The 18,525-nt window shown below is 71.5% G+C and carries 14 protein-coding genes; 5 read left to right on the forward strand and 9 right to left on the reverse strand.

Annotated features, from left to right (window positions below; all coding sequences use genetic code 11):
• The first annotated feature begins 313 nt into the window (after window positions 1-313).
• Window positions 314-2,677: a glycogen/starch/alpha-glucan phosphorylase gene (locus A1QA_RS0101205; protein ID WP_026048581.1), complete on the forward strand. Its 2,364-nt coding sequence runs from the start codon at window positions 314-316 to the stop codon at window positions 2,675-2,677.
• 260 nt (window positions 2,678-2,937) lie between these two features.
• Here the strand turns inward: A1QA_RS0101205 and A1QA_RS0101210 are convergent, their stop codons facing one another.
• The 3 genes from A1QA_RS0101210 to A1QA_RS14815 all read right to left on the reverse strand — a co-directional run bounded on the left by A1QA_RS0101210 (window position 2,938) and on the right by A1QA_RS14815 (window position 6,714).
• Window positions 2,938-3,870 (reverse strand): tetratricopeptide repeat protein, encoded by a 933-nt coding sequence (locus A1QA_RS0101210; RefSeq protein ID WP_026048582.1) that lies wholly within the window; start codon window positions 3,868-3,870, stop codon window positions 2,938-2,940.
• A gap of 103 nt (window positions 3,871-3,973) precedes the next feature.
• Window positions 3,974-4,996, reverse strand: coding sequence for a DUF8094 domain-containing protein (locus A1QA_RS0101215; protein WP_017177116.1), 1,023 nt, complete (start codon window positions 4,994-4,996; stop codon window positions 3,974-3,976).
• Window positions 4,996-6,714 carry a hypothetical protein gene (locus A1QA_RS14815; RefSeq protein ID WP_154652186.1) on the reverse strand — a complete coding sequence of 573 codons (1,719 nt, stop codon included), beginning with the start codon at window positions 6,712-6,714 and terminating at the stop codon, window positions 4,996-4,998. Before A1QA_RS14815 ends, A1QA_RS0101215 begins: the two co-directional genes overlap by 1 nt.
• Window positions 6,715-7,013: 299 nt before the next feature.
• Here A1QA_RS14815 and A1QA_RS0101225 point away from each other — a divergent pair, with 299 nt between their 5' ends.
• Entirely contained in the window at window positions 7,014-8,462 is a 1,449-nt protein-coding gene (locus tag A1QA_RS0101225; RefSeq protein ID WP_017177118.1) for a DivIVA domain-containing protein, read from the forward strand.
• A gap of 87 nt (window positions 8,463-8,549) precedes the next feature.
• Here A1QA_RS0101225 and A1QA_RS0101230 read toward each other — a convergent pair whose 3' ends face one another.
• A complete protein-coding gene (locus tag A1QA_RS0101230; protein ID WP_017177119.1) occupies window positions 8,550-8,915 on the reverse strand; it encodes a GntR family transcriptional regulator in 366 nt (121 codons plus the stop codon).
• Window positions 8,916-8,981: 66 nt separating this feature from the next.
• On the opposite strand from A1QA_RS0101230, the gene A1QA_RS0101235 reads away from it, so the two are divergent.
• A complete protein-coding gene (locus A1QA_RS0101235; protein WP_017177120.1) occupies window positions 8,982-9,491 on the forward strand; it encodes a hypothetical protein in 510 nt (169 codons plus the stop codon).
• Between the two features lie 69 nt (window positions 9,492-9,560).
• Here A1QA_RS0101235 and A1QA_RS0101240 read toward each other — a convergent pair whose 3' ends face one another.
• The 5 genes from A1QA_RS0101240 to A1QA_RS0101260 form a co-directional block, all read right to left on the reverse strand.
• Window positions 9,561-9,851, reverse strand: coding sequence for a hypothetical protein (locus A1QA_RS0101240; RefSeq protein ID WP_017177121.1), 291 nt, complete (start codon window positions 9,849-9,851; stop codon window positions 9,561-9,563).
• A 121-nt stretch (window positions 9,852-9,972) separates the two neighbouring features.
• Entirely contained in the window at window positions 9,973-10,860 is an 888-nt protein-coding gene (locus A1QA_RS0101245; RefSeq protein ID WP_017177122.1) for a carbohydrate ABC transporter permease, read from the reverse strand.
• Window position 10,861: 1 nt separating this feature from the next.
• Window positions 10,862-11,893, reverse strand: coding sequence for a carbohydrate ABC transporter permease (locus A1QA_RS0101250; RefSeq protein WP_017177123.1), 1,032 nt, complete (start codon window positions 11,891-11,893; stop codon window positions 10,862-10,864).
• A 98-nt stretch (window positions 11,894-11,991) separates the two neighbouring features.
• Window positions 11,992-13,332 (reverse strand): ABC transporter substrate-binding protein, encoded by a 1,341-nt coding sequence (locus A1QA_RS0101255; RefSeq protein WP_026048584.1) that lies wholly within the window; start codon window positions 13,330-13,332, stop codon window positions 11,992-11,994.
• A gap of 315 nt (window positions 13,333-13,647) precedes the next feature.
• On the reverse strand, window positions 13,648-14,637 hold the full coding sequence (locus tag A1QA_RS0101260; RefSeq protein WP_017177125.1) for a malate dehydrogenase: 990 nt from the start codon (window positions 14,635-14,637) through the stop codon (window positions 13,648-13,650).
• A gap of 191 nt (window positions 14,638-14,828) precedes the next feature.
• Here A1QA_RS0101260 and A1QA_RS0101265 point away from each other — a divergent pair, with 191 nt between their 5' ends.
• Window positions 14,829-16,706 (forward strand): ATP-binding cassette domain-containing protein, encoded by a 1,878-nt coding sequence (locus A1QA_RS0101265; RefSeq protein WP_017177126.1) that lies wholly within the window; start codon window positions 14,829-14,831, stop codon window positions 16,704-16,706.
• Window positions 16,703-18,520, forward strand: coding sequence for an amino acid ABC transporter ATP-binding/permease protein (locus A1QA_RS0101270; RefSeq protein ID WP_017177127.1), 1,818 nt, complete (start codon window positions 16,703-16,705; stop codon window positions 18,518-18,520). The genes A1QA_RS0101265 and A1QA_RS0101270 overlap by 4 nt, the downstream gene beginning before the upstream one ends.
• Window positions 18,521-18,525 lie beyond the last annotated feature (5 nt).

The raw sequence follows: 18,525 nt of genomic DNA on the forward strand, positions 1-18,525 counted from the left end.
GAACCCGCGTCGTGCTGCCCGATCCCCGTCCAGACAGCCGGGAAGGAGCGTATCCAGGGCGACGCGGCGCGGCCGCCGATCGGACCATCCATCCCGGCACCACGAGCAACCAGAACCAACAGAAAACGTCCTATCACCCGACCGCGGCCATGCCCCATGGGCAGCTCAAGACATCTCAGGACATCTCAAAGCACAGTCCCTGGTGTTCTGAGCCGTCCACCCCATGCCGCGGGGCTCGGCGGCGTGTACGATTTGACCGAGTTCTGCAAGGTCCTTGCAGCCATCCCAACCCATGTCCGACAAGGGAAGAACTATGACGAAGAACCTAATGGCGACGGTTCCCTCTCAAATCCGCGCCGTCTCTGGTCATCCCGCCGAGGCCTCCACCCAGATGGAGGTCTGGCAGGGCCTCTCCTCCGCCGTCGTCGACGCCATCGCGGACGACTGGTACGCCACCACCCGCGCCTACCAGGCCGGGCGGATGGAGCACTACTTCTCCGCCGAGTTCCTCATGGGGCGGGCGCTGCTGAACAACCTCACCAACCTCGGGCTGGTCGACGAGGCCCGCGAGGCCGTCGGCGCCTTCGGGCAGAACCTGTCCGAGATCCTCGAGCAGGAGCCCGACGCCGCGCTCGGCAACGGGGGCCTGGGCCGCCTGGCCGCCTGCTTCCTCGACTCCTGCGCCACCCTCGACCTGCCCGTGGCCGGCTACGGCATCCTCTACCGCTACGGCCTGTTCAAGCAGCTCTTCTCCGACGGCTTCCAGACCGAGCACCCCGATCCGTGGATGGAGGAGGGTTACCCCTTCATCATCCGCCGCGAGGAGTGCGCCCGCATCGTGCGCTACAACGACCTCACCGTGCGCGCCGTCCCCTATGACATGCCGATCACCGGCTACGGCACGAAGAACGTGGGCACCCTGCGCCTGTGGCGGGCCGAGTCGATCGAGGAGTTCGACTACGACGCCTTCAACTCCCAGCGCTTCACCGACGCGATCGTCGAGCGCGAGCGCACCGCGGACATCTCCCGCGTCCTCTACCCCAACGACACCACCTACGAGGGCAAGGTCCTGCGGGTGCGCCAGCAGTACTTCTTCTGCTCGGCCTCGCTGCAGGAGATCGTCGACAACTACGTCGAGCACCACGGCACGGACCTGACCGGCTTCGCCGAGTTCAACTCCGTCCAGCTCAACGACACCCACCCGGTGCTCGCCATCCCCGAGCTCATGCGCATCCTGCTCGACGAGCACCGCCTCGGCTGGGAACAGGCCTGGGGGGTCGTCTCCAAGACCTTCGCCTACACCAACCACACGGTGCTCGCTGAGGCCCTGGAGACCTGGGAGATCTCCATCTTCGAGAAGCTCTTCCCCCGCATCATGGAGATCGTGCGCGAGATCGACCGCCGCTTCCGCGACGACCTCGCCGCCCGGGGCATCGACCAGGGGACAATCGACTACATCGCCCCGATCTCCGGCGGCCGCGTCCACATGGCCTGGATCGCCTGCTACGCCTCCTACTCCATCAACGGCGTCGCCGCGCTGCACACCGAGATCCTCAAGCGCGACACCCTCAAGGAGTGGCACGCGATCTGGCCCGAGCGCTTCAACAACAAGACCAACGGCGTCACCCCGCGCCGCTGGCTGCGCCAGTGCAACCCGCGCCTGTCCGCCCTCCTCGACGAGGTCACTGGCTCGGACGCCTGGGTCCGCGACCTGTCCGCCCTGCAGGCCTTCGACGCCGCCCCCGCTGACGAGGTCCTCGACCGCCTGGCCGAGGTCAAGCGCGCCAACAAGGTCGACTTCGCCGACTGGATCAAGGCACGCGAGGGCATCGACATCGACCCCGACGCGATCTTCGACGTGCAGATCAAGCGCCTCCACGAGTACAAGCGCCAGCTGCTCAACGCCTTCTACATCCTGGACCTCTACTTCCGGATGAAGGAGGACCCGACGCTCGTGGTCCCGCCGCGCGTCTTCATCTTCGGCGCGAAAGCCGCCTCCGGCTACATCCGCGCCAAGGGCATCATCAAGCTCATCAACACCATCGGCGAGCTCATCAACAACGACCCTGTGGTCTCCAAGACCCTCAAGGTCGTCTTCGTCCACAACTACAATGTCTCCCCCGCCGAGCACATCATCCCGGCCGCCGACGTCTCCGAGCAGATCTCGATGGCCGGCAAGGAGGCCTCGGGCACGTCCAACATGAAGTTCATGATGAACGGCGCCCTGACCCTGGGCACGCTCGACGGCGCGAACGTGGAGATCCTCGACGCCGTCGGCCCGGAGAACGCCTACATCTTCGGCGCCACCGAGGACGAGCTGCCCGCCCTGCGCGAGAACTACGACCCGGCCTGGCACTATGAGAACGTCCCCGGCCTCAAGCGGGTCCTCGACGCGCTCATCGACGGCACCCTGGACGACAACGGCTCCGGCTGGTTCGCCGACCTGCGCCGCTCCATCTTCGAGGCCACCTACGAGCCCGCCGACGTCTACTACGTCCTGGGCGACTTCGCGGCCTACCGCGAGACCAAGGACCGCATGGCCGCCGACTACGCCGACCAGCGCTCCTGGCAGCGCCGCGCCTGGACCAACATCACGCGCTCGGGCCGCTTCTCGTCCGACCGCACGATCAGCGACTACGCGAAGGTCTGGGGCATCGACCCCACGCCCATCGCCTGAGGCTGGCTAAGCGGAGGCCCGCCGTCCCCTTCACGGGGCGGCGGGCCTCCTGTGCTATATCGATGGGGAGCCCAAAGGGCGTGGTGGTGAGTTCCGTCCGCAGGGCTGGCATCGGGTCTATTCGGGGCTCCGCCCCTCTTACGCGCTGCCATCGACTCGGACGCTCGAGCAAGCTCGGCGCCGCTCGCCTCAGTTGCGCGTGGCGGGGGACCGCCCGAGGACGGAACCCACCACCGCGCCCGGTAGTCGACGCTGGCGCCTCAGTAGAGGATCGTCGCGAGGCGGCGGCGGGCGGACTGGACCTCGGGGGCGCTGGATCCGATGATCTCGAAGAGCTCCAGGAGGCGCAGGCGGGCGGTCTCGCGCTCATCGCCGCTGTGGCGGGCGACGGCGTCGAGCGCCCGGGCGAGGCAGCCCTCGACATCCCCCAGGGCGAGCGCGGCGTCGGCCCCAGCCAGGGCGGCGTCGAGGTCCGTGGTGGCAGCGTCGGCGGCGGCGAGCAGGGCGACCGGGTCCTGGCCATCCATGCGGGCGAGCATCCGGACCTGGGCGCGGGCCACCTTGAGGTCCTGATCGGCGGGGCTGTTGGCGATGGCGTGGTCGTAGACGGCCTCGGCCCCGGCCCAGTCCCCCTTCTCGATGGCCTCGCGCGCGGCGCGCTCGACCTCGGTCTCCGCCGGCTCCTCGGGCTCGTCCGCCGCGGCGTCCTCGAGCGCGAGCCGCCCCGTCACGCCGTTGGCGGCGGCCACCTGGAGGAGCTGGTCGAGCAGGGAGCGGGTCTGCTCTTCGCTGGCGGCGCCCTGGGCCAGGGGCACGGGCTGGCCGGCGAGGAGGGCGACACAGGTGGGGACCGCCTGCACTCCAAGGGCCTGAGCGACCTCCGGCGCGGCGTCGACGTCGAGGCGGGCGAGCTCGAAGCGGCCCGCGTACTCCTCGGCCAGGCGGCCCAGCATCGCCACCGCCTGCGCGCTGGCCTCGCTGCGCGGGCTGTGGCAGATGATGACGACGGGGACCTGGGAGGAGATCTCCGCGATGTCCCGCAGGCTCTGGGCGTCGATATCGACGATGAGGGGCGCGGGGATCCCCCCGGCCTGGCCGGTGGGCGATGCCTGCGGCCCGGTGGCGCCCGGAGCGGGGCTCGCAGCGGGGCGGGGGGCGAGGGAGGACAGATCGACGGCGCCGAACATACTCATAGGCGGCCTTCCTGGGTCGGGCCCGCGGAACGCGGGCGGGTACGGGTCAATGCGCGGTGCCCGGGGCGCCGCCTCGCGCGCGCCCCGGGCACCACCGTGAGGGTCAGGCGGGAGACTTCGAGTCGTCCCTGGTCACAGAGGAGAGGACCACGGATCCGCCCAGTGCGGCCGGCGAGTCCGAGCTCCCCTCGACGGGGATCGAGAAGGCGATCATCGCGTCGTAGGTGGCGGTGACAGTGCCGCGGACCGCGTCGTCCCCGCCCAGCATCTTGCCGAGCGTCTGCCCGGCTTGGAAGCCGGCGTCCTTGACGGTGCGCTTGAACTCCGTGGTGTAGGTGAGGGTGGTCATGACGATGGCCCCGCCGTCGGCGGTCCTCAGGCCGCGGAAGCCGTCCGTGCCCGCGGCCGCGGTGACCGTGACCGTGCCCGCGGCGGTGACCTGGTCGTTGATGGAGCGGTCGGTGGCGACCTGGGAGCGGATGCGGTCCTGGTCGTTGGCGAAGGTGGTCGCGTTGGGACCCGAGGGGTTGTTGAGGGCGTCGACGTAGGCGGCGAGGACGTCGGTGGGGGTGGACACGAGCCCAGTGGAGTCGGCGGTTATGGCCTCGGTCCCGGCGGCGGCCGTCGGCGTCTCGGGCACGCGAGCGCCGGGGAAGAGCTGGCCCCAGGCCCACAGCTCGAAGTTGGCCCGGGCCTCGTCCTGGGACAGCACCATGATCCAGGGAGCCTTGGCGTCGTCGGCCTTCTGGGAGACCACGACGGCGGTGCGCGGGAAGTCCGATGCCAGACCCGCGGCGCCCGCGGCGGAGTCGAGGACGATCTGGTTGATACGGCTGTCCTCTCCCAGCGCCGAGGCCAGCGCGTACTGCTCGGCGCGCACGCGGGCCGCGGGCCCCACGAGGTAGCCCTTGAGCGAGTCGGCGGTGCGGGCGGTGTCCGCCTGGGCCAGGCCCGTCTTGATGCGCTCCAGGATGGAGGCCAGGCGCTCGGAGTCGAGCGCCGAGTACGCCTCGGGCGTGCCCGTGGCGGCCACGGGCGTGGTGGGGACCTCCTGCCCGCAGGCGGCGAGCGTCGCGGCAACGGCGGAGGCGGTGATACCCCCGAGGAAGAAACGGCGCGTGGTCATCAGATGGTCTCCTTGTCATCCCGGGCGCCCGTGGCCCTGCCGCCATCGGTGCTCTTGCCGAGCCCGAGCTCGCCCAGGTCCTCGGTCGAGGGTCCGGACGAACCGGTCCTGTAGGCGGACAGATCGACGGTCGGGGGCGCGGGCCACGAGCCGGGCGCGGACGGGCCGGAGGGCGCCGACGAGGCGGGCGCCTCCGGGGCGCTCGTCCCCCGCGGGTCCTCCACCTGGAAGTAGGGCGCGGACCCCGGGATCATCGAGGGCGCCGGGCGCAGTGGCTGGGCGCCGTCGTCCTCGCGGGAGGGCGTGCCGAAGTAGTCGACGGTCTGCGCCGGGCCCGATCCCTGGAAGTCCTCGCGCGCGTCCTCGTAGGAGCGCAGGACAGGGGCCTGCTCATCGCTGGCGGCCGTCGACGCGGCGTCGAGCGGCGGCAGGGAGGTCGTGGCGCTCACCCACGGACGGTCCGCTGAACTGTCCCAGGAGTGCTCGGCGGGGCGCTCCCAGGGGCGGTCGGCCGAGGTCTGCCAGGAGCGCTCGGAGGGGCTCTCCCAGGGGCGGTCGGTCGAGGCCTGCCAGGAGCGCTCGGCGGGGCCGTCCCACGGGCGGTCGTACGCCGTCGTCTCCGCGGCCTGTCCCGGATCCTGGTGGCCCTGGCCCGCCTCATCGAGGGCGCTGAGGGCGTGGGCGCCCGCCGCGCCGCTGCTGGGCGGCGTCGAGGCCGACATGCCGGCGTAGGGGTCGTAGGCGGTGGTGCTGGCGGTGCTGATCGGATCGGCGCTCGCCACCCCGGCGGCGCCAGCGGCCCCGGCAGGCTCAGCCATGCCGAAGCCGACGCCCTGGTCCGCCGCGAGGGGCTCGGGAGAGGAGGGGATCGTGGGGACCTCGACCCCGCCGACGTAGGCGCGGCCGGTCCGCGGGTCCACCCACTCCTCGCCCTGGCGCTCGGCGCGCTCCTTGTCCCGCTTCTCCCGGCGTGTCAGCGGGCGATCAGGATCCTCGATGCTCGGCACCGCGGCGGTGGACACGCCGTCGGCGGCGTCGAGCCGGGCCTGGCGCTCGGCGGCGCGGTTGCGGCGCTCGGCCTCCGCGCGGCGGTTCTGGAAGTCGAGGAGGAGGCCGAACACGCCGATGAGGATGAGCAGCCCGCCCAGGATGAGGGAGGGCATGAACCACCACGTGGAGACCGAGCGCTCCCAGGACAGCGAGACGGTGGGCGCGGGGCCCGAGCCGTCGGAGGCGACGAGCGCGACCATGTCGGATGAGGTGATGTTGACGGTGGCCGACGCCGTGCCCGAGCCCTCGGCCTTGTTGCTCCACAGGTCCGAGGAGGTGGGGTCCGCGTTGGAGGGTGTCGCCGGCGAGCAGGCCCCTGAGGAGTCGCAGGCCTCCGTCACGGGCGAGACCTGGAGGGTCTTGTCATCCGTGAGACCGGTGACCGACAGGTACGGGTCCTGGGCGAGCCAGGCTTTCGCGTCCGCCTCATGGCCGACGGCGACGACGACGGGCGAGGAGCCGTCGGCGGCGGTGGCCTTGATCGTCACGGATGAGTCGACCAGGTTGAGCACGCCTGGGGCGGTGACGACGTAGTTCTGCTCGGGCGACGTGGGAAGGGTGGCTTCGATGGTCGAGCTGGGACGCCACACAGTGGCGAAGCAGACGGCCAGAGCGACAACGATCAGGCCGGCGGCGGCGACGATCGCGCTCAAGAGTCGTCGATTCACGACGCTGAACTCCTCGGACTCGGCGTTTGGTCCCCCGCGCCCCGGGCGTGATGCCGGGAGGAACAGGGCGTTGAGGCCCAGAATCCCATGCCGACGCACCGGATTCCCACCATCCAGGGGAACATCACACAACGCTGCGCCCTGAGCGGACGTCCGTCAGGCAGCCTGAGAGTGACCTGAGAGGCATCGCAGAGTAGTCTGGAAGCCCAAAGGGACTCCCAGGTCGCGACCGAGCCACCCGGGGTCCTACCCTTGTCCCTGAGTCGGGGCGCCGCCCCAGAAATAAGGATGGAGACACCGTGTCCGACGAGACCCATGAGTTCGCCGTGACGATGCGCGGCTACGACCGAGCGCAGGTCGAGCAGCGCATCGAGTCCCTCGTGCGGCAGCTGGCAGACGCGCGCCGCGAGGTCGCCAATCTCGACCAACGAGCGATGACGCTCAGCGGCGAGCTGGCAGACGCGCGCCGTCGTCTGCGCGAGGCCGACAAGCCGACCTACGCCGGCCTCGGATCCCGCATCGAGCAGCTGCTGCGCAGCGCCGAGGAGCAGTCCGCCACCGTGCTGTCCAAGGCCAACGCCGAGGCCGAGGCCCTGCTCTCGCGCACCCGCACCAATGCCAAGCGCCTGCAGGAGCGCAGCTCCTCCGAGGCCGCCACGCTCGTCGCCGACGCCCGCCGCGAGGCCGGCGAGCTCACCAGCCGCTCCCAGGCCGAGGCGGCGACGACGCTCGCCAACGCCCAGGCCCGCGCCGATGAGATGGTGGCCGCGGCCGAGCGCACCGCGGCCAAGGCGACCACGGACGCCCAGACCGCCGCCACCGAGGCCCGCAGCGCGGCCGAGCGCGAGGCCTCCCTCGTCATCGCCCAGGCGAACAAGCGGGCCACGGAGACCACCGTCGCCGCCGATCAGAAGGCCGCCGCCACCCGCGACGAGGCCGAGGCCGCCGCCGAGGAGCTGCGCCGGTCCTCGACCGAGGAGTCCGAGTCGCTGCTGTCCTCCTCGCGCGAGGAGGCGCGCCTGGCCGTGGAGAAGGCCCGCACGGAGGCTGAGTCCCTCGTGCGCAACGCCAAGTCCGAGGCGGAGTCGCTCGTGCGCAACGCCAAGTCGGAGGCGGAGGCCGCCCGTTCCGAGGTCGCCGAGCTGCGCCAGCAGGCCGCCCTGGAGATTGCCAGCCAGCACGAGGCCGCCGCGACCGAGGACTCCAAGGCCCACCAGGAGACCCAGGAGTCGATCCGCCAGATGGTCGAGGAGGCCCAGGCCCAGACCGCCCAGGCGGAGGCGAGCCTCCAGGAGGCCCTCGACCGCGCGGAGAAAGTGCGCGCCCGCACCGACGCTGAGGCCCGCACCCGCTACGAGGAGGCCACGAACAAGGCTGACGAGATCGTGCGCGAGGCGCGCGAGCAGGCCGAGCAGCTCCTCGAGGACGCCCGCGCCGACGCCGAGGGCCAGACCTCGGCGGTGCGCCGCCAGATCGAGGAGCTGGAGCGCCAGCGCGACTCCATCGCCACCTACCTGGAGGACATGCGCGGCATCCTCGGTGATGCCGCCCTCCCCCACGCGCCCGCCAAAGTGGTCTCCAGCGCCGACGCGGACGCGGCGGCCCAGGCCCCCCAGGAGGCCGAGTCCGAGTCCACGGGCTCCGACGAGGCCGTCGGCGAGCCCGGCGCGAAGAAGGCTGCCAAGCGGTCCTCCGAGGAGGGCGGCAAGAAGGCCGCGGCGAAGCAGGGGGCGAAGAAGAAGTCCTAACCCCTCTCATGCGCCCGCGCTGAGCGGGCGCCACGACGTCACCCGCGTGACTGTCACATCACTCACCGCCGTGGGACTCCTGAATCATCAGGGGCCCCACGCGCGTGCCAGGAGCTCGAGGGCCCGTTCGCGGTCCACCCCGAGGTCGCGCAGCGCGTGGGCGCAGCGCAGGGCCTCGCGCTCGGCGGCGGTCCCGGTGGGGTCGATGACGAAGGTGCCCTGCCTGCCCCGTCCCTCGATGACGCCCTCGAGCTCCAGCTCGCGGTAGGCCTTGGCCACGGTGTTGACGGCGACGTCGATCTCGGCGGCCAGGGCTCGCGTCGTTGGGAGCCTGGTTCCGGCGGGGAGACGGCCGAAGGTGATGTCGCGGCGCACGGCGTCGCAGATCTGCTCGAAGACGGGGGCCGCTGATCCCGAGTCGAGGTGAATGCGGAGTCGGGCTGGTTCGGACATGCTTCCAGTGTGCGCTATCTGACAATTTCTGGTGGGCACATGGGCCGTCCGCTTTAGGCTTGGGTTATGTCTGGAACTCAGCCCTCGCCCGATCCCGACCCCTCGCCGGAGGCTTCCCCGCGCAGCGCGCCGGAGGCCTCCAACGACGCGGACTGGGCCGCGCGACGTCGCGAGGCCGCCGCTGAGAGGGCGAGGATGCTCCAGGCCTCCAGGTCCGCCGAGAGCGCCCGGGCAGAGCGGATCGTGCGGGCCTTCCTCGACGTCGCGGCCGCCGAGGGGCTTGAGCCGGTGGAGCTGAGGGCGAAGGGCTACGGCGGAGGCAGCGCGCGCACCCGGCTGAAGGGCTGGTACCTGCGCGCCGATGAGACGGTGGCGATCGACGTCGAGGGGCGCTTCTACATCCTCACCCGCCAGTTGGGGGTCAAGGACCGACTGCTCGGCGTCACCCCCAGCCCGGATCCCGTGCCCCTGACGATCGGGGAGGGCGGTCGCGACGGCGATATCGTGCCGCTGCGCTTCGCCCTGGACCGGCTACTGCCCGGCTGGGAGGAGCGCTCGGCCACTCCCCTGGTCTGAGGCCGGCCCGGCCCGGATGGGGCTGCCGCGCCGTCGAGAGCAGCCGCCGTCGGAGCGACGGGGGCGCGCTTACCAGAGCTGGCGATCCCAGCAGGAGGTGTGCCAGTGGCGGCGCTCCTCCAGGCCGCGGTCCGCCCCGAAGAGCGACTCGTTGGACCAGGCCACCACATGCGGGGTGCCGGGAACGATGCGCCGGTGGCAGCCCGGGCAGGTGTAGTCCTTCGTGCCGCCGCGCACCTGGCGCACAGTGAACTCCGCTCCCCCGGGGCCGGTCTGGCTGCGCGGCACGGAGGCGAGGCGCCCCATGTCGAGGGGGACGTGCCCGGCCCCGTAGGGCCGCTTGGAGCTGCGGCGTGCCATGGCCCCGATTCCAGCACAGCGCCGCGCCGCGCTCCAAGACGGGGCGCGGCGCGGTGGTCGCCGTGGCGGCTCCTGCTCCGCTCCGGGCGGGTTGGGCTCGGCAGGCGGGGCCTGGTCCGGCTCAGCCCTTGACGGAGCCGGCCATCAGACCGCCGACGAAGTACTTGCCCAGCAGGATGTAGACGATGAGGGTGGGCACCGAGGCGATGAGCGCGCCGGACATCGAGGCGCCGTAGTCGTTCATGATCGAGCCGTGCGCCAGGTTGTTGAGCGCGAGCGTCACCGGGCCGGTCTTCGCGTCCCCGCCGAAGAACAGGGCGAAGAGGAAGTCGTTCCAGGCGGAGGTGAACTGCCAGATGAGGACGACGACGAAGCTCGGCACGGAGATCGGCAGGACCACGGAGAAGTACGTGCGCAGCATGCCCGCGCCGTCGACCCTGGCGGCCTCGACGAGCTCGTCGGGGATCGTCTCGTAGTAGTTGCGGAAGATGAGCGTGGTGATCGGGATGCCGTAGACGACGTGCATGAGGATCAGCGTGGGGATGCCGAAGCCCAGGTCCGCCTGGGTCACCAGGCGCATGAGGGGGATCATGACGGCCTGGTAGGGGATGAACATCCCGAACAGGATGAGGGTGAAGACGATGTTCGCCCCCGGGAAGCGCCACTTGGACAGCACGAATCCGTTGGCGCTGCCCAGCATCGCCGAGATGAGCGAGGAGGGGATGACCAGGGCGAGGGAGCGCAGGAGCCCTCCGGACAGGGCGTCCCAGGCCTTGGCCCAGTTGTCCGTGCTCCAGCGGGCCGGCAGGAACCAGGTGCGGGTAGGGTCGGCCTCGACGGCGGATTTGAAGGACGTCACGAGCAGGACGTACACGGGGATGAGGACGAGGATGACCGAGGCCAGCAGCAGCGCGTAGCGCAGGATGAGGCTGAGGCGGCGGGGGGCCGACGGCGCGGCCGAGGCGCGGCTGGCCCGGGAGGCGGTGCTCGTGGTGGCGAGGGCGCTCATGTCACTTCCTCCCCTTGGCGTCGTGGATGAGGTAGGGGATGACGGCGATGGCCACGAGCACGAGGAGGATCGTGCCGATCGCCGCGGCGTTGGAGTAGTCGTTGTCGGTCATGTAGTTGAACATGTCGATGGCGGGCACCTTCGTGGAGTAGGTGCGCTGGTCGGTGATCGACATGATGAGGTCGAAGGACTTCAGGGACATGTGCCCGATGATGATGACGGCGCTCAGCGCGATCGGGGTGAGCTGCGGGAAGATGATCGAGCGGTAGAGCTGCCACTCGTTGGCGCCGTCCACCCGGGCCGCCTCGCGCAGGTCATCGGGGATCCCACGGAACCCGGCGAGGAAGAGGGCCATCACGTAGCCGGCGAGCTGCCAGATGGCGGGCAGAGCGATCGCCAGGATCCCGAAGGTCGTGTCCTGGGTCCACGAGTTCTCCAGGAAGGTCAGGCCCGTCATCTCGAAGAGGCGGTTGAGGCCCGAGGCCCCCTGGCCCTCGGCGGAGTTGAGGAGCCAGCGCCACACGACGCCGGAGGCCACGAAGGACACGGCCATGGGGAACAGGAAGACCGATCGGAAGATCCCCTCGCCCTTGATCGGGCGGTCCAGGAGCCAGGCCCAGACGAATCCGATGACGAGGGTGCCCGCCAGGAAGGCGACGGTGAACCCGATGAGGTTGATGAAGGAGTGCTGGAAGTCGGGGCTCTTGAACAGGGCGAGGTAGTTGGCCAGCCCCACGGGGTGGGAGGGCTTGCGCCCGGAGACCTGGCCAGCCGTGTGCATGTCCAGCACCGAGGTGTTGATGTTGATCCCGATCATCCCGTACACGAACACTCCGATGAGGAGGATCGAGGGGGAGATGAGCAGGAGGCCCGGCAGCCAGTCCTTCCTGCGGCGCCGACGGCGTCGCGCGGGGGCGGCAGCACTGGCGGGACTGGCGGGACTGGCGGGACTGACCGCTGTGCCATCACTGGCCGCGGCGGCTCGCGGCGCCTCCTGGGTTCCTGGCGCGCTCTTCGTTCTCATGGCGCTCACGAGTGTCCTTCCTGGACGGGGAACAGGGATGAACGGGGCGCCGGGCCGGGCGGATCGGCGGGGATCCGCCCGGCCCGCGCGTGGGGGCCGCTCGGGCCTCAGCCGGCCACCGAGCCGTAGGCGGCCTTGAGGTCGGACTGGAGCGTGGCGGCGTCGGAGGCGCCCTGGGCGAACTTGGTCAGGGCGTCGTTCATCGCGTTGGAGGCCTTGCCGGGAAGGGCGGCGCCGTGGGCGATGGAGGAGACGATCGTGTCCTTGCCGAAGGACTCCATCGCCGAGCGCTGGTACTCGGAGAACTTCGCCTTGTCCTCCTCCGTGAGGTCGGTGCGGGCGGGGATGGAGCCCTTGACCGTGTTGAAGGCGATCTGCCCCTCCTTGGAGGAGATCGTGTTCAGCCAGTTCTTGGCGCCGCCCGGGTGCGCTGCGCCGTCGGGCAGGGTGAAGGAGTCGGCGAGGAAGTCGAAGACGCCGTCGGAGCCGGGCACGGGGAAGTAGATGTAGTCGGTGCCGGCCTTGAGGCCTGCGGCGTCGAATCCTGCCACGGCCCAGTCGCCCATGACGTTGAAGGCGGCCCGGCCCTCCATGACGGGCTTGGCGGCCGGCTCCCAGTCCTCGGTGTAGAGGGAGGAGTCCGTGTAGGAGACGATCGTGGCGTAGTGGTTGACCGCCTTGGTCACCTCCGCGCCGGCCCAGTCCGTGCTGCCGTCGAACAGGCCGGTGTAGGCCTTGGCGCCGAGGTCCGCGATGAGGATCGACTCGAAGAGGTTGAGCTGGGTCCAGGCCATGCCCATGGTGATGGGGGTCAGGCCGGCTGCCTTGACCTTCTCCATGTCCGCGATCCAGGTGTCGAGGTCCGCGGGGGCGTAGGTGGCCGGGTCGAGGCCCGCGGCCTTGAGGGCGCTCACGGAGGCCCACACGACGTTGGCGCGGTGGATGTTGGAGGGGACCGAGTAGATCTTGCCCTGGGAGTCCTTGAGGCGGTCCATGAGGCTGGCGGGGAAGGCGTCGGCGAGCTTGAACTCCTCGTAGAGGGAGGAGACGTCGAGGAGGTAGCCGGCGTCGATGTCATCCTTGAGCTCGGCGCCCGCGTGGGCCTGGTAGGTGTCCGGCGGGTTGGAGGCGGCCAGGTCCGCGGCGAGCTTCTGCTTGGCCTGCGAGCCAGCGCCGCCGGAAACCGCCTTGTTCTCGAAGGCCGTGTCCGGGAACTGGGTGTTGAAGACCTTCACCAGGGCGTCCAGGCCGAGCTTCTCCGAGCCGGCGGACCACCAGGTGACAACGTCGACCTTGCTGGCGTCGCCCTCGCCGACGGCGCCACCGGAGGACGAGGCGCCCGAGCCCTCCGAGCCGGAGGTGCCGCAGGCGGCCAGCGTGGCGGCGATGGCGGCGGCGCCGATGCCGGTCAGGGCGCCGCGGCGGGTGAGGGTCAGGGTGGAACGCATGGGAGGCTCCTTCATCAACATCATTGTCGTGACCACCGGTGGCGTCCTTGCCTCGGTGGGGTGGGCCCCGCGCTCCGTCATCCCGGGTTTCCGGGACGGGAGGTCGGGTCTCAGCCGCCATGTAGGTTATGTGACAACTGACGTCTAGACAACTTAGGGCTCCCACATGGCGCGCCACCTGCTGCATTGGCGCGATCCAAGGCCCACGAGAGGATCCCAGCCCGCGATGGCGCGAAACAGATCGGCCCCCTCATCCTCTTGCCGAGGAATGAGGGAGCCGCTCCAGCGCCGTCAGAGGTCCTGACGACTGATGTCTCAGATGAGGTTCATCGAGGCGACGGTCTCCTTCTCGCTGACGAGCTCAGCGGCGGAGGCGTCGATCTTGGCGCGGGAGAACTCGTCGATCTCGAGGCCCTGGACGATTGTCCACTCGCCGTTCTCCGAGGTGCAGGGGAAGGAGGAGATGATACCCTCGGGGACCCCGTAGGAGCCGTCGGACATGATCGAGGAGGAGGTCCAGGAGTAGCCCTTGACGCCCAGGCACCAGTCGCGGACGTGGTCGATCGCGGCCGAGGCGGCGGAGGCCGCGGAGGAGGCGCCGCGGGCGTCGATGATGGCGGCGCCGCGCTTGGCGACGGTGGGGATGAAGTCCTCCTCCACCCAGGCGCGGTCGGCGAGCAGGTCGGTGACGGGCTGGCCCTTGACGGTGGCCTGCGTGAGGTCGGGGTACTGGGTGGTGGAGTGGTTGCCCCAGACGGTGACCTTGTCGATGTCGGTGACGTGGCAGTCGGCCTTCATGGCGAGCTGGGCCAGGGCGCGGTTGTGGTCGAGGCGGGTCATCGCGGTGAAGCGGGAGGCCGGGACATCGGGGGCGTGGGAGGCGGCGATGAGGGCGTTGGTGTTGGCCGGGTTGCCGACGACGAGGACCTTGATGTCGTCCGCGGCGCCGGCGTTGATGGCCTCGCCCTGGGGGCCGAAGATGCCGCCGTTGGCGCTGAGCAGGTCGGCGCGCTCCATGCCGGCCTTGCGGGGCATGGAGCCGACGAGGAAGGCGATGTTGGCGCCGTCGAAGGCGGCCTTGGCGTCGTCGAAGATGTCGATGGAGCCCAGCGTCGGGAAGGCGGAGTCGAAGAGCTCCATGGCGGTGCCCTCGGCGGCCTTGATGGCCGGGGGGATCTCGAGGAGGCGGAGGTTGACCCGCTGGTCCGGGCCGAGGAGGGCGCCGGAGGCGATGCGGAAGAGGAGGGCGTAGCCGATGTTGCCGGCGGCACCGGTGATCGTGATGTTCACGGGGGCGTTGGCCATGGGGTCTCCTTTGATTGGGACGGTGGTATGGCGGTGTGGTGGCCATGCTGGCGGTCCTGGCAGTTCTGGTGGTGCTGCCGGTGCCGGCGCGGCCCTATGGGAGGAGCCTACGAGCACCGGCGCCCATGGGGGCGGGACGATGGGGGTGCGATTCTGGCACTCGCCCTATGACCCGCAGCACAATGGCCTGTATGCCCACCCCCACCGCGCCCTCCTCCCACTCCGGCCCCTCCCCCACGCGGATCCCCCTGGCGACGCCGTCATCCAGGCGGGCCAACCTGGTCTCCTTCTGCCTGACCGTCCTCGCCTCCCTGGCGCAGGGCTGGTCGCTCATCTCGGCCGGGCGGGCGCTCGGCGCCCTTATCGATGGCCAGGCGCTGGGAGCGCTCATCGCCTCGGCGCTCATCTCCGGCGCGGTCTCGGCCCTGGCCGCCGCGGGCGCGCAGGCGGTGTCGCTGGGCAGCGCGGCCCGCGAGGAGGCGGCGCTGCGGCGCCGGGTCCTCGCCCACCTCATGGATCTCGGCCCGGCCCGCGCGGCACGGCAGCGCACTGGCTCGACTGTCTCGGTGCTGTCCGACGGCGCCGAGCGGGTGGCCCTGTACCGGCAGACCTTCCTCGCCCCGACGATCGCTGCGGGGCTCGCCCCGGCGCTCGTGCTCGTGCTCCTGGCGATCGCCGTGGACCCGCTCCCCTCAGCGGTCCTGGCGGTCGCCGTCGTCGGCGTGCCCGCGCTCGTCATCGGCTTCCACAAGGCCCTGAGGTCGTCCTCCTCGGGATCGCGCCGCAGCCGGGCGCGCCTGAGCGCGGAGTACCTCGACGCGATCCAGGGCCTGACCACCCTCACCCTGGCGCGCGCGGCGCGGCGCACGCGCGAGCGGCTGCGCGAGGCCGGTGAGGGCAACCGGCGCGCCGTCATGCGCCTGCTGGCCGGCAACCAGCTCGTCATACTCGTCACCGACTCCCTCTTCTCACTGTTCCTCATCTCGGTCGCCGCGGTGAGCGCCGTGGCGCGCCTGGGATCGGGGGCCATCGGCGTCGGCGACGCGCTGGCGATCGTGCTCACCTCCTTCGTCCTGCTCGAGCCACTCGACCATGTGGGGGCGTTCTTCTACGTCGGCATGGGAGGCCTGGCCAACCAGCGGGCCATCCGCCGCATCCTTGCCCAGGGGCGCCAGGGCGGCGCCGCGGCGCATGGTCGGTCGCAGGAGGCTGAGGCTGCGGAGGCAGCACGGGTCTCCGAGTCGGCGGGCCCGTCAGCGCCCACCCAGGAGGCGGGGGCCGTGGGCGGCGTGCCCGCCGGGGGCATCCGCCTGCGCCAGGCGAGCGCCGCCTGGGATCGCGCGGAGGTGCTCCACGGCGTCGACCTTGATGTGGCGCCCGGCGAGCATGTGGCAGTCGTCGGCCCCTCGGGCTCGGGCAAGTCGACGCTCATGGCCCTGCTCAAGGGTGACCTCCTGCCCTCGGGCGGCGAGGCGGTCGTCGACGGCGAGTCGCTGGCCGCCGGGGCGGGCAGCGACGATCAGGGGCGGGTCCGCGCCGCGAGCGCGCTGGTGGCGCAGTCCACATGGCTGTTCTCCGGAACGATCGCCTCCAACCTCCGTCTCGCCGCGCCGGGGGCCAGCGACGAGGAGCTGTGGGAGGCGCTGGCCACAGCCAACCTGGCCGAGGAGGTGCGGGGGATGCCCGAGGGGCTGGAGACCCGTGTGGGCGAGCGCGGGCTGGGGCTCTCCGGCGGCCAGGCCCAGCGGGTCTCCCTGGCCCGTGCGGTGCTGGCCGACAGGCCCCTGCTCCTGCTCGACGAGCCGACGAGCCAGGTGGACCTCGCCGGGGAGGCGGCGATCATCGAGGCGATCGACCGCATCGCCGCCGGGCGCACCGTCGTGACGGTCTCCCACCGCGCCGGGGCTCTCACCGGCGCTGATCGCGTCATCACCGTTGAGGGCGGGCGCATCACCCAGGTGGAGCCGGGCGCGCGGGCCGGCACTGGGCCGGGGGCTGGGGAAGGCAGCTGGCCCGTGGCGGAGGACGCCGCCCACGCGGGCCCCGCCGAGGAAGGGGGCCAGCGGTGAGCGCCATCGAGAGCAGGCCGCCCCAGGAGGCGCGGGGATCGCAGGAGGCCCCATCGGCCCAAGCGGCCCCGCCGAGCCGCCGAGCGCTCATCGGCTGGCTCCTCGGCGTCACCCGGCCGGTCCTGCCTCCCCTGCTGGCCTCAACACTCTGCCGCATCGCCGACCTCCTCCTGGGCTGCGCGATCCTGGCCATCGGCGCGGTCGCCGTCGTCGACGCGGGCGCGCGAGCGGCGTCCGGCGCGCATATCGGCATCCCCTGGGCCCTGGCGGGGCTGCTCGCGATGGCCTCCCTGCTCAAGGCGGCGCTGCGCTACGGCGAGCAGTTCCTCGGGCACTTCGTGGCCTTCAAGGCCCTGGAGCTGCTGCGCGGGGAGATCTTCGCCGCGCTCATCCCCCGCGCGCCGAGGGTCATGCTCCAGGCGCGCTCCGGGGATCTGCTGGCGCGCGCCACGAAGGACGTCGACCGGATCGAGGTGTTCTTCGCCCACACCTTCGCTCCAGCCGTCAGCGCCGTCGTCGTTCCCCTGACGGTCGTGGGCGTCATTGGTGCGACGATGTCCTGGGCGGTCGCGGCAACAGCCCTGGCCTTCCTCGTGGCGGCGATCGGCGTCGTCCCCGTTCTCGGCTGGCGGGCATCCCTGGCCTCCTCGCGCGAGGCCGTGGCGCGGCGGGCAGGGCTGACCCAGCATGTCACGGACTCCATCCAGGGGATGTCCGAGGTGGTGGGCTACGGGCGGGCCGAGGCGCGCCTCGATGAGATGGGCGCGATCGACCGCGCCATCGAGGCCGCCGGCTCCCCGGCGCGGCGCTGGACGGCGCTGCGCCGGGGCGGGGTCCAGCTGCTCACGCTCGCGGGCCCCGCGGTGATGATCCTTGTCGGCGCCGACGGCGTGCGCGCGGGGGCGTTCTCGGCGGCGGCCCTGGCGGGTGGCGTGGCAGCAGTGGTGCGCCTGACGGAGACCGCGCGGGGGGTCGAGGAGTTCGCGGCGGCGCTCAACGCGTCCTTCGCGGCGGCCGAGCGGGTGTGGGCCACCGTCCACTCCCCCATCGAGGTCGCGGACGGGGACGGAGATCTGCCCCGAGCGCGCTCCCATGAGCTCGTCTGGGAGCAGGTGGACTACGCCTACCCGGGCTCACCGAGGCTGGCGCTGGAGGGCGTGTCCGTGCGGGCCGAGTCGGGGCGGTGGACCTGCCTCGTGGGGGTCTCCGGCTCGGGCAAGACGACGATGGGCCAGCTGGCGCTTCGCTTCGACGACCCCCAGAAGGGCCGGATCCTCGTGGGCGGAGTCGATATCCGGACCCTGGCCGGTGACTGCCTGCGCCGCGAGGTGGCGCTGGTCAGCCAGAGCGCGCACCTGTTCCGGGCCACCGTCCTGGACAACCTGCGGCTGGCCGCGCCCGGCGCGAGCGAGGAGGAGGTGCGGCAGGCCTGCCAGGACGCGGGCATCGACGAGGACATCGTGGCCCTGGAGTCGGGCTACGGCACGATGATCGGCGAGCGCGGGGCGTCGCTGTCCGGCGGGCAGCGCCAGCGCATCGCCCTGGCCCGGGCACTGCTGGCCCGGCCCGGGGTCATCGTCCTGGACGAGTTCACCTCGCACCTCGACCCGGCGCTCGACGCCCACGTGCGCTCCCGCGTGCGCGAGCGCCTGGCCGGCACGACGGTCGTGGAGATCACGCACCGCCTGCAGTGGGTGGGCGAGGCGGACCACGTCGCCGTCCTCGACGGCGGCCGCGTCGTCGAGCAGGGCGCGCCCGCCGCGCTCCTGGCAGCGGGCGGGGCGCTCGCCCGCCTCATGGCCCGGGAGGCGTAGCCAGA

Origin of the sequence: Actinomyces timonensis DSM 23838 (genome assembly GCF_000295095.1) — a bacterium.
Taxonomy (GTDB): Bacteria; Actinomycetota; Actinomycetes; order Actinomycetales; family Actinomycetaceae; genus Actinomyces; species Actinomyces timonensis.

What these genes read in the sequence shown, in the direction of transcription:
- A1QA_RS0101205 (WP_026048581.1), top strand. Translation starts at nt 314, where the DNA reads ATGACGAAGAACCTAATGGCGACGGTTCCCTCTCAAATCCGCGCCGTC.
- A1QA_RS0101255 (WP_026048584.1), bottom strand. Translation starts at nt 13,332, where the DNA reads ATGCGTTCCACCCTGACCCTCACCCGCCGCGGCGCCCTGACCGGCATC.
- A1QA_RS0101265 (WP_017177126.1), top strand. Translation starts at nt 14,829, where the DNA reads ATGCCCACCCCCACCGCGCCCTCCTCCCACTCCGGCCCCTCCCCCACG.
- A1QA_RS0101215 (WP_017177116.1), bottom strand. Translation starts at nt 4,996, where the DNA reads ATGACCACGCGCCGTTTCTTCCTCGGGGGTATCACCGCCTCCGCCGTT.
- A1QA_RS0101240 (WP_017177121.1), bottom strand. Translation starts at nt 9,851, where the DNA reads ATGGCACGCCGCAGCTCCAAGCGGCCCTACGGGGCCGGGCACGTCCCC.
- A1QA_RS0101235 (WP_017177120.1), top strand. Translation starts at nt 8,982, where the DNA reads ATGTCTGGAACTCAGCCCTCGCCCGATCCCGACCCCTCGCCGGAGGCT.
- A1QA_RS0101210 (WP_026048582.1), bottom strand. Translation starts at nt 3,870, where the DNA reads ATGAGTATGTTCGGCGCCGTCGATCTGTCCTCCCTCGCCCCCCGCCCC.
- A1QA_RS0101230 (WP_017177119.1), bottom strand. Translation starts at nt 8,915, where the DNA reads ATGTCCGAACCAGCCCGACTCCGCATTCACCTCGACTCGGGATCAGCG.
- A1QA_RS0101245 (WP_017177122.1), bottom strand. Translation starts at nt 10,860, where the DNA reads ATGAGCGCCCTCGCCACCACGAGCACCGCCTCCCGGGCCAGCCGCGCC.
- A1QA_RS0101260 (WP_017177125.1), bottom strand. Translation starts at nt 14,637, where the DNA reads ATGGCCAACGCCCCCGTGAACATCACGATCACCGGTGCCGCCGGCAAC.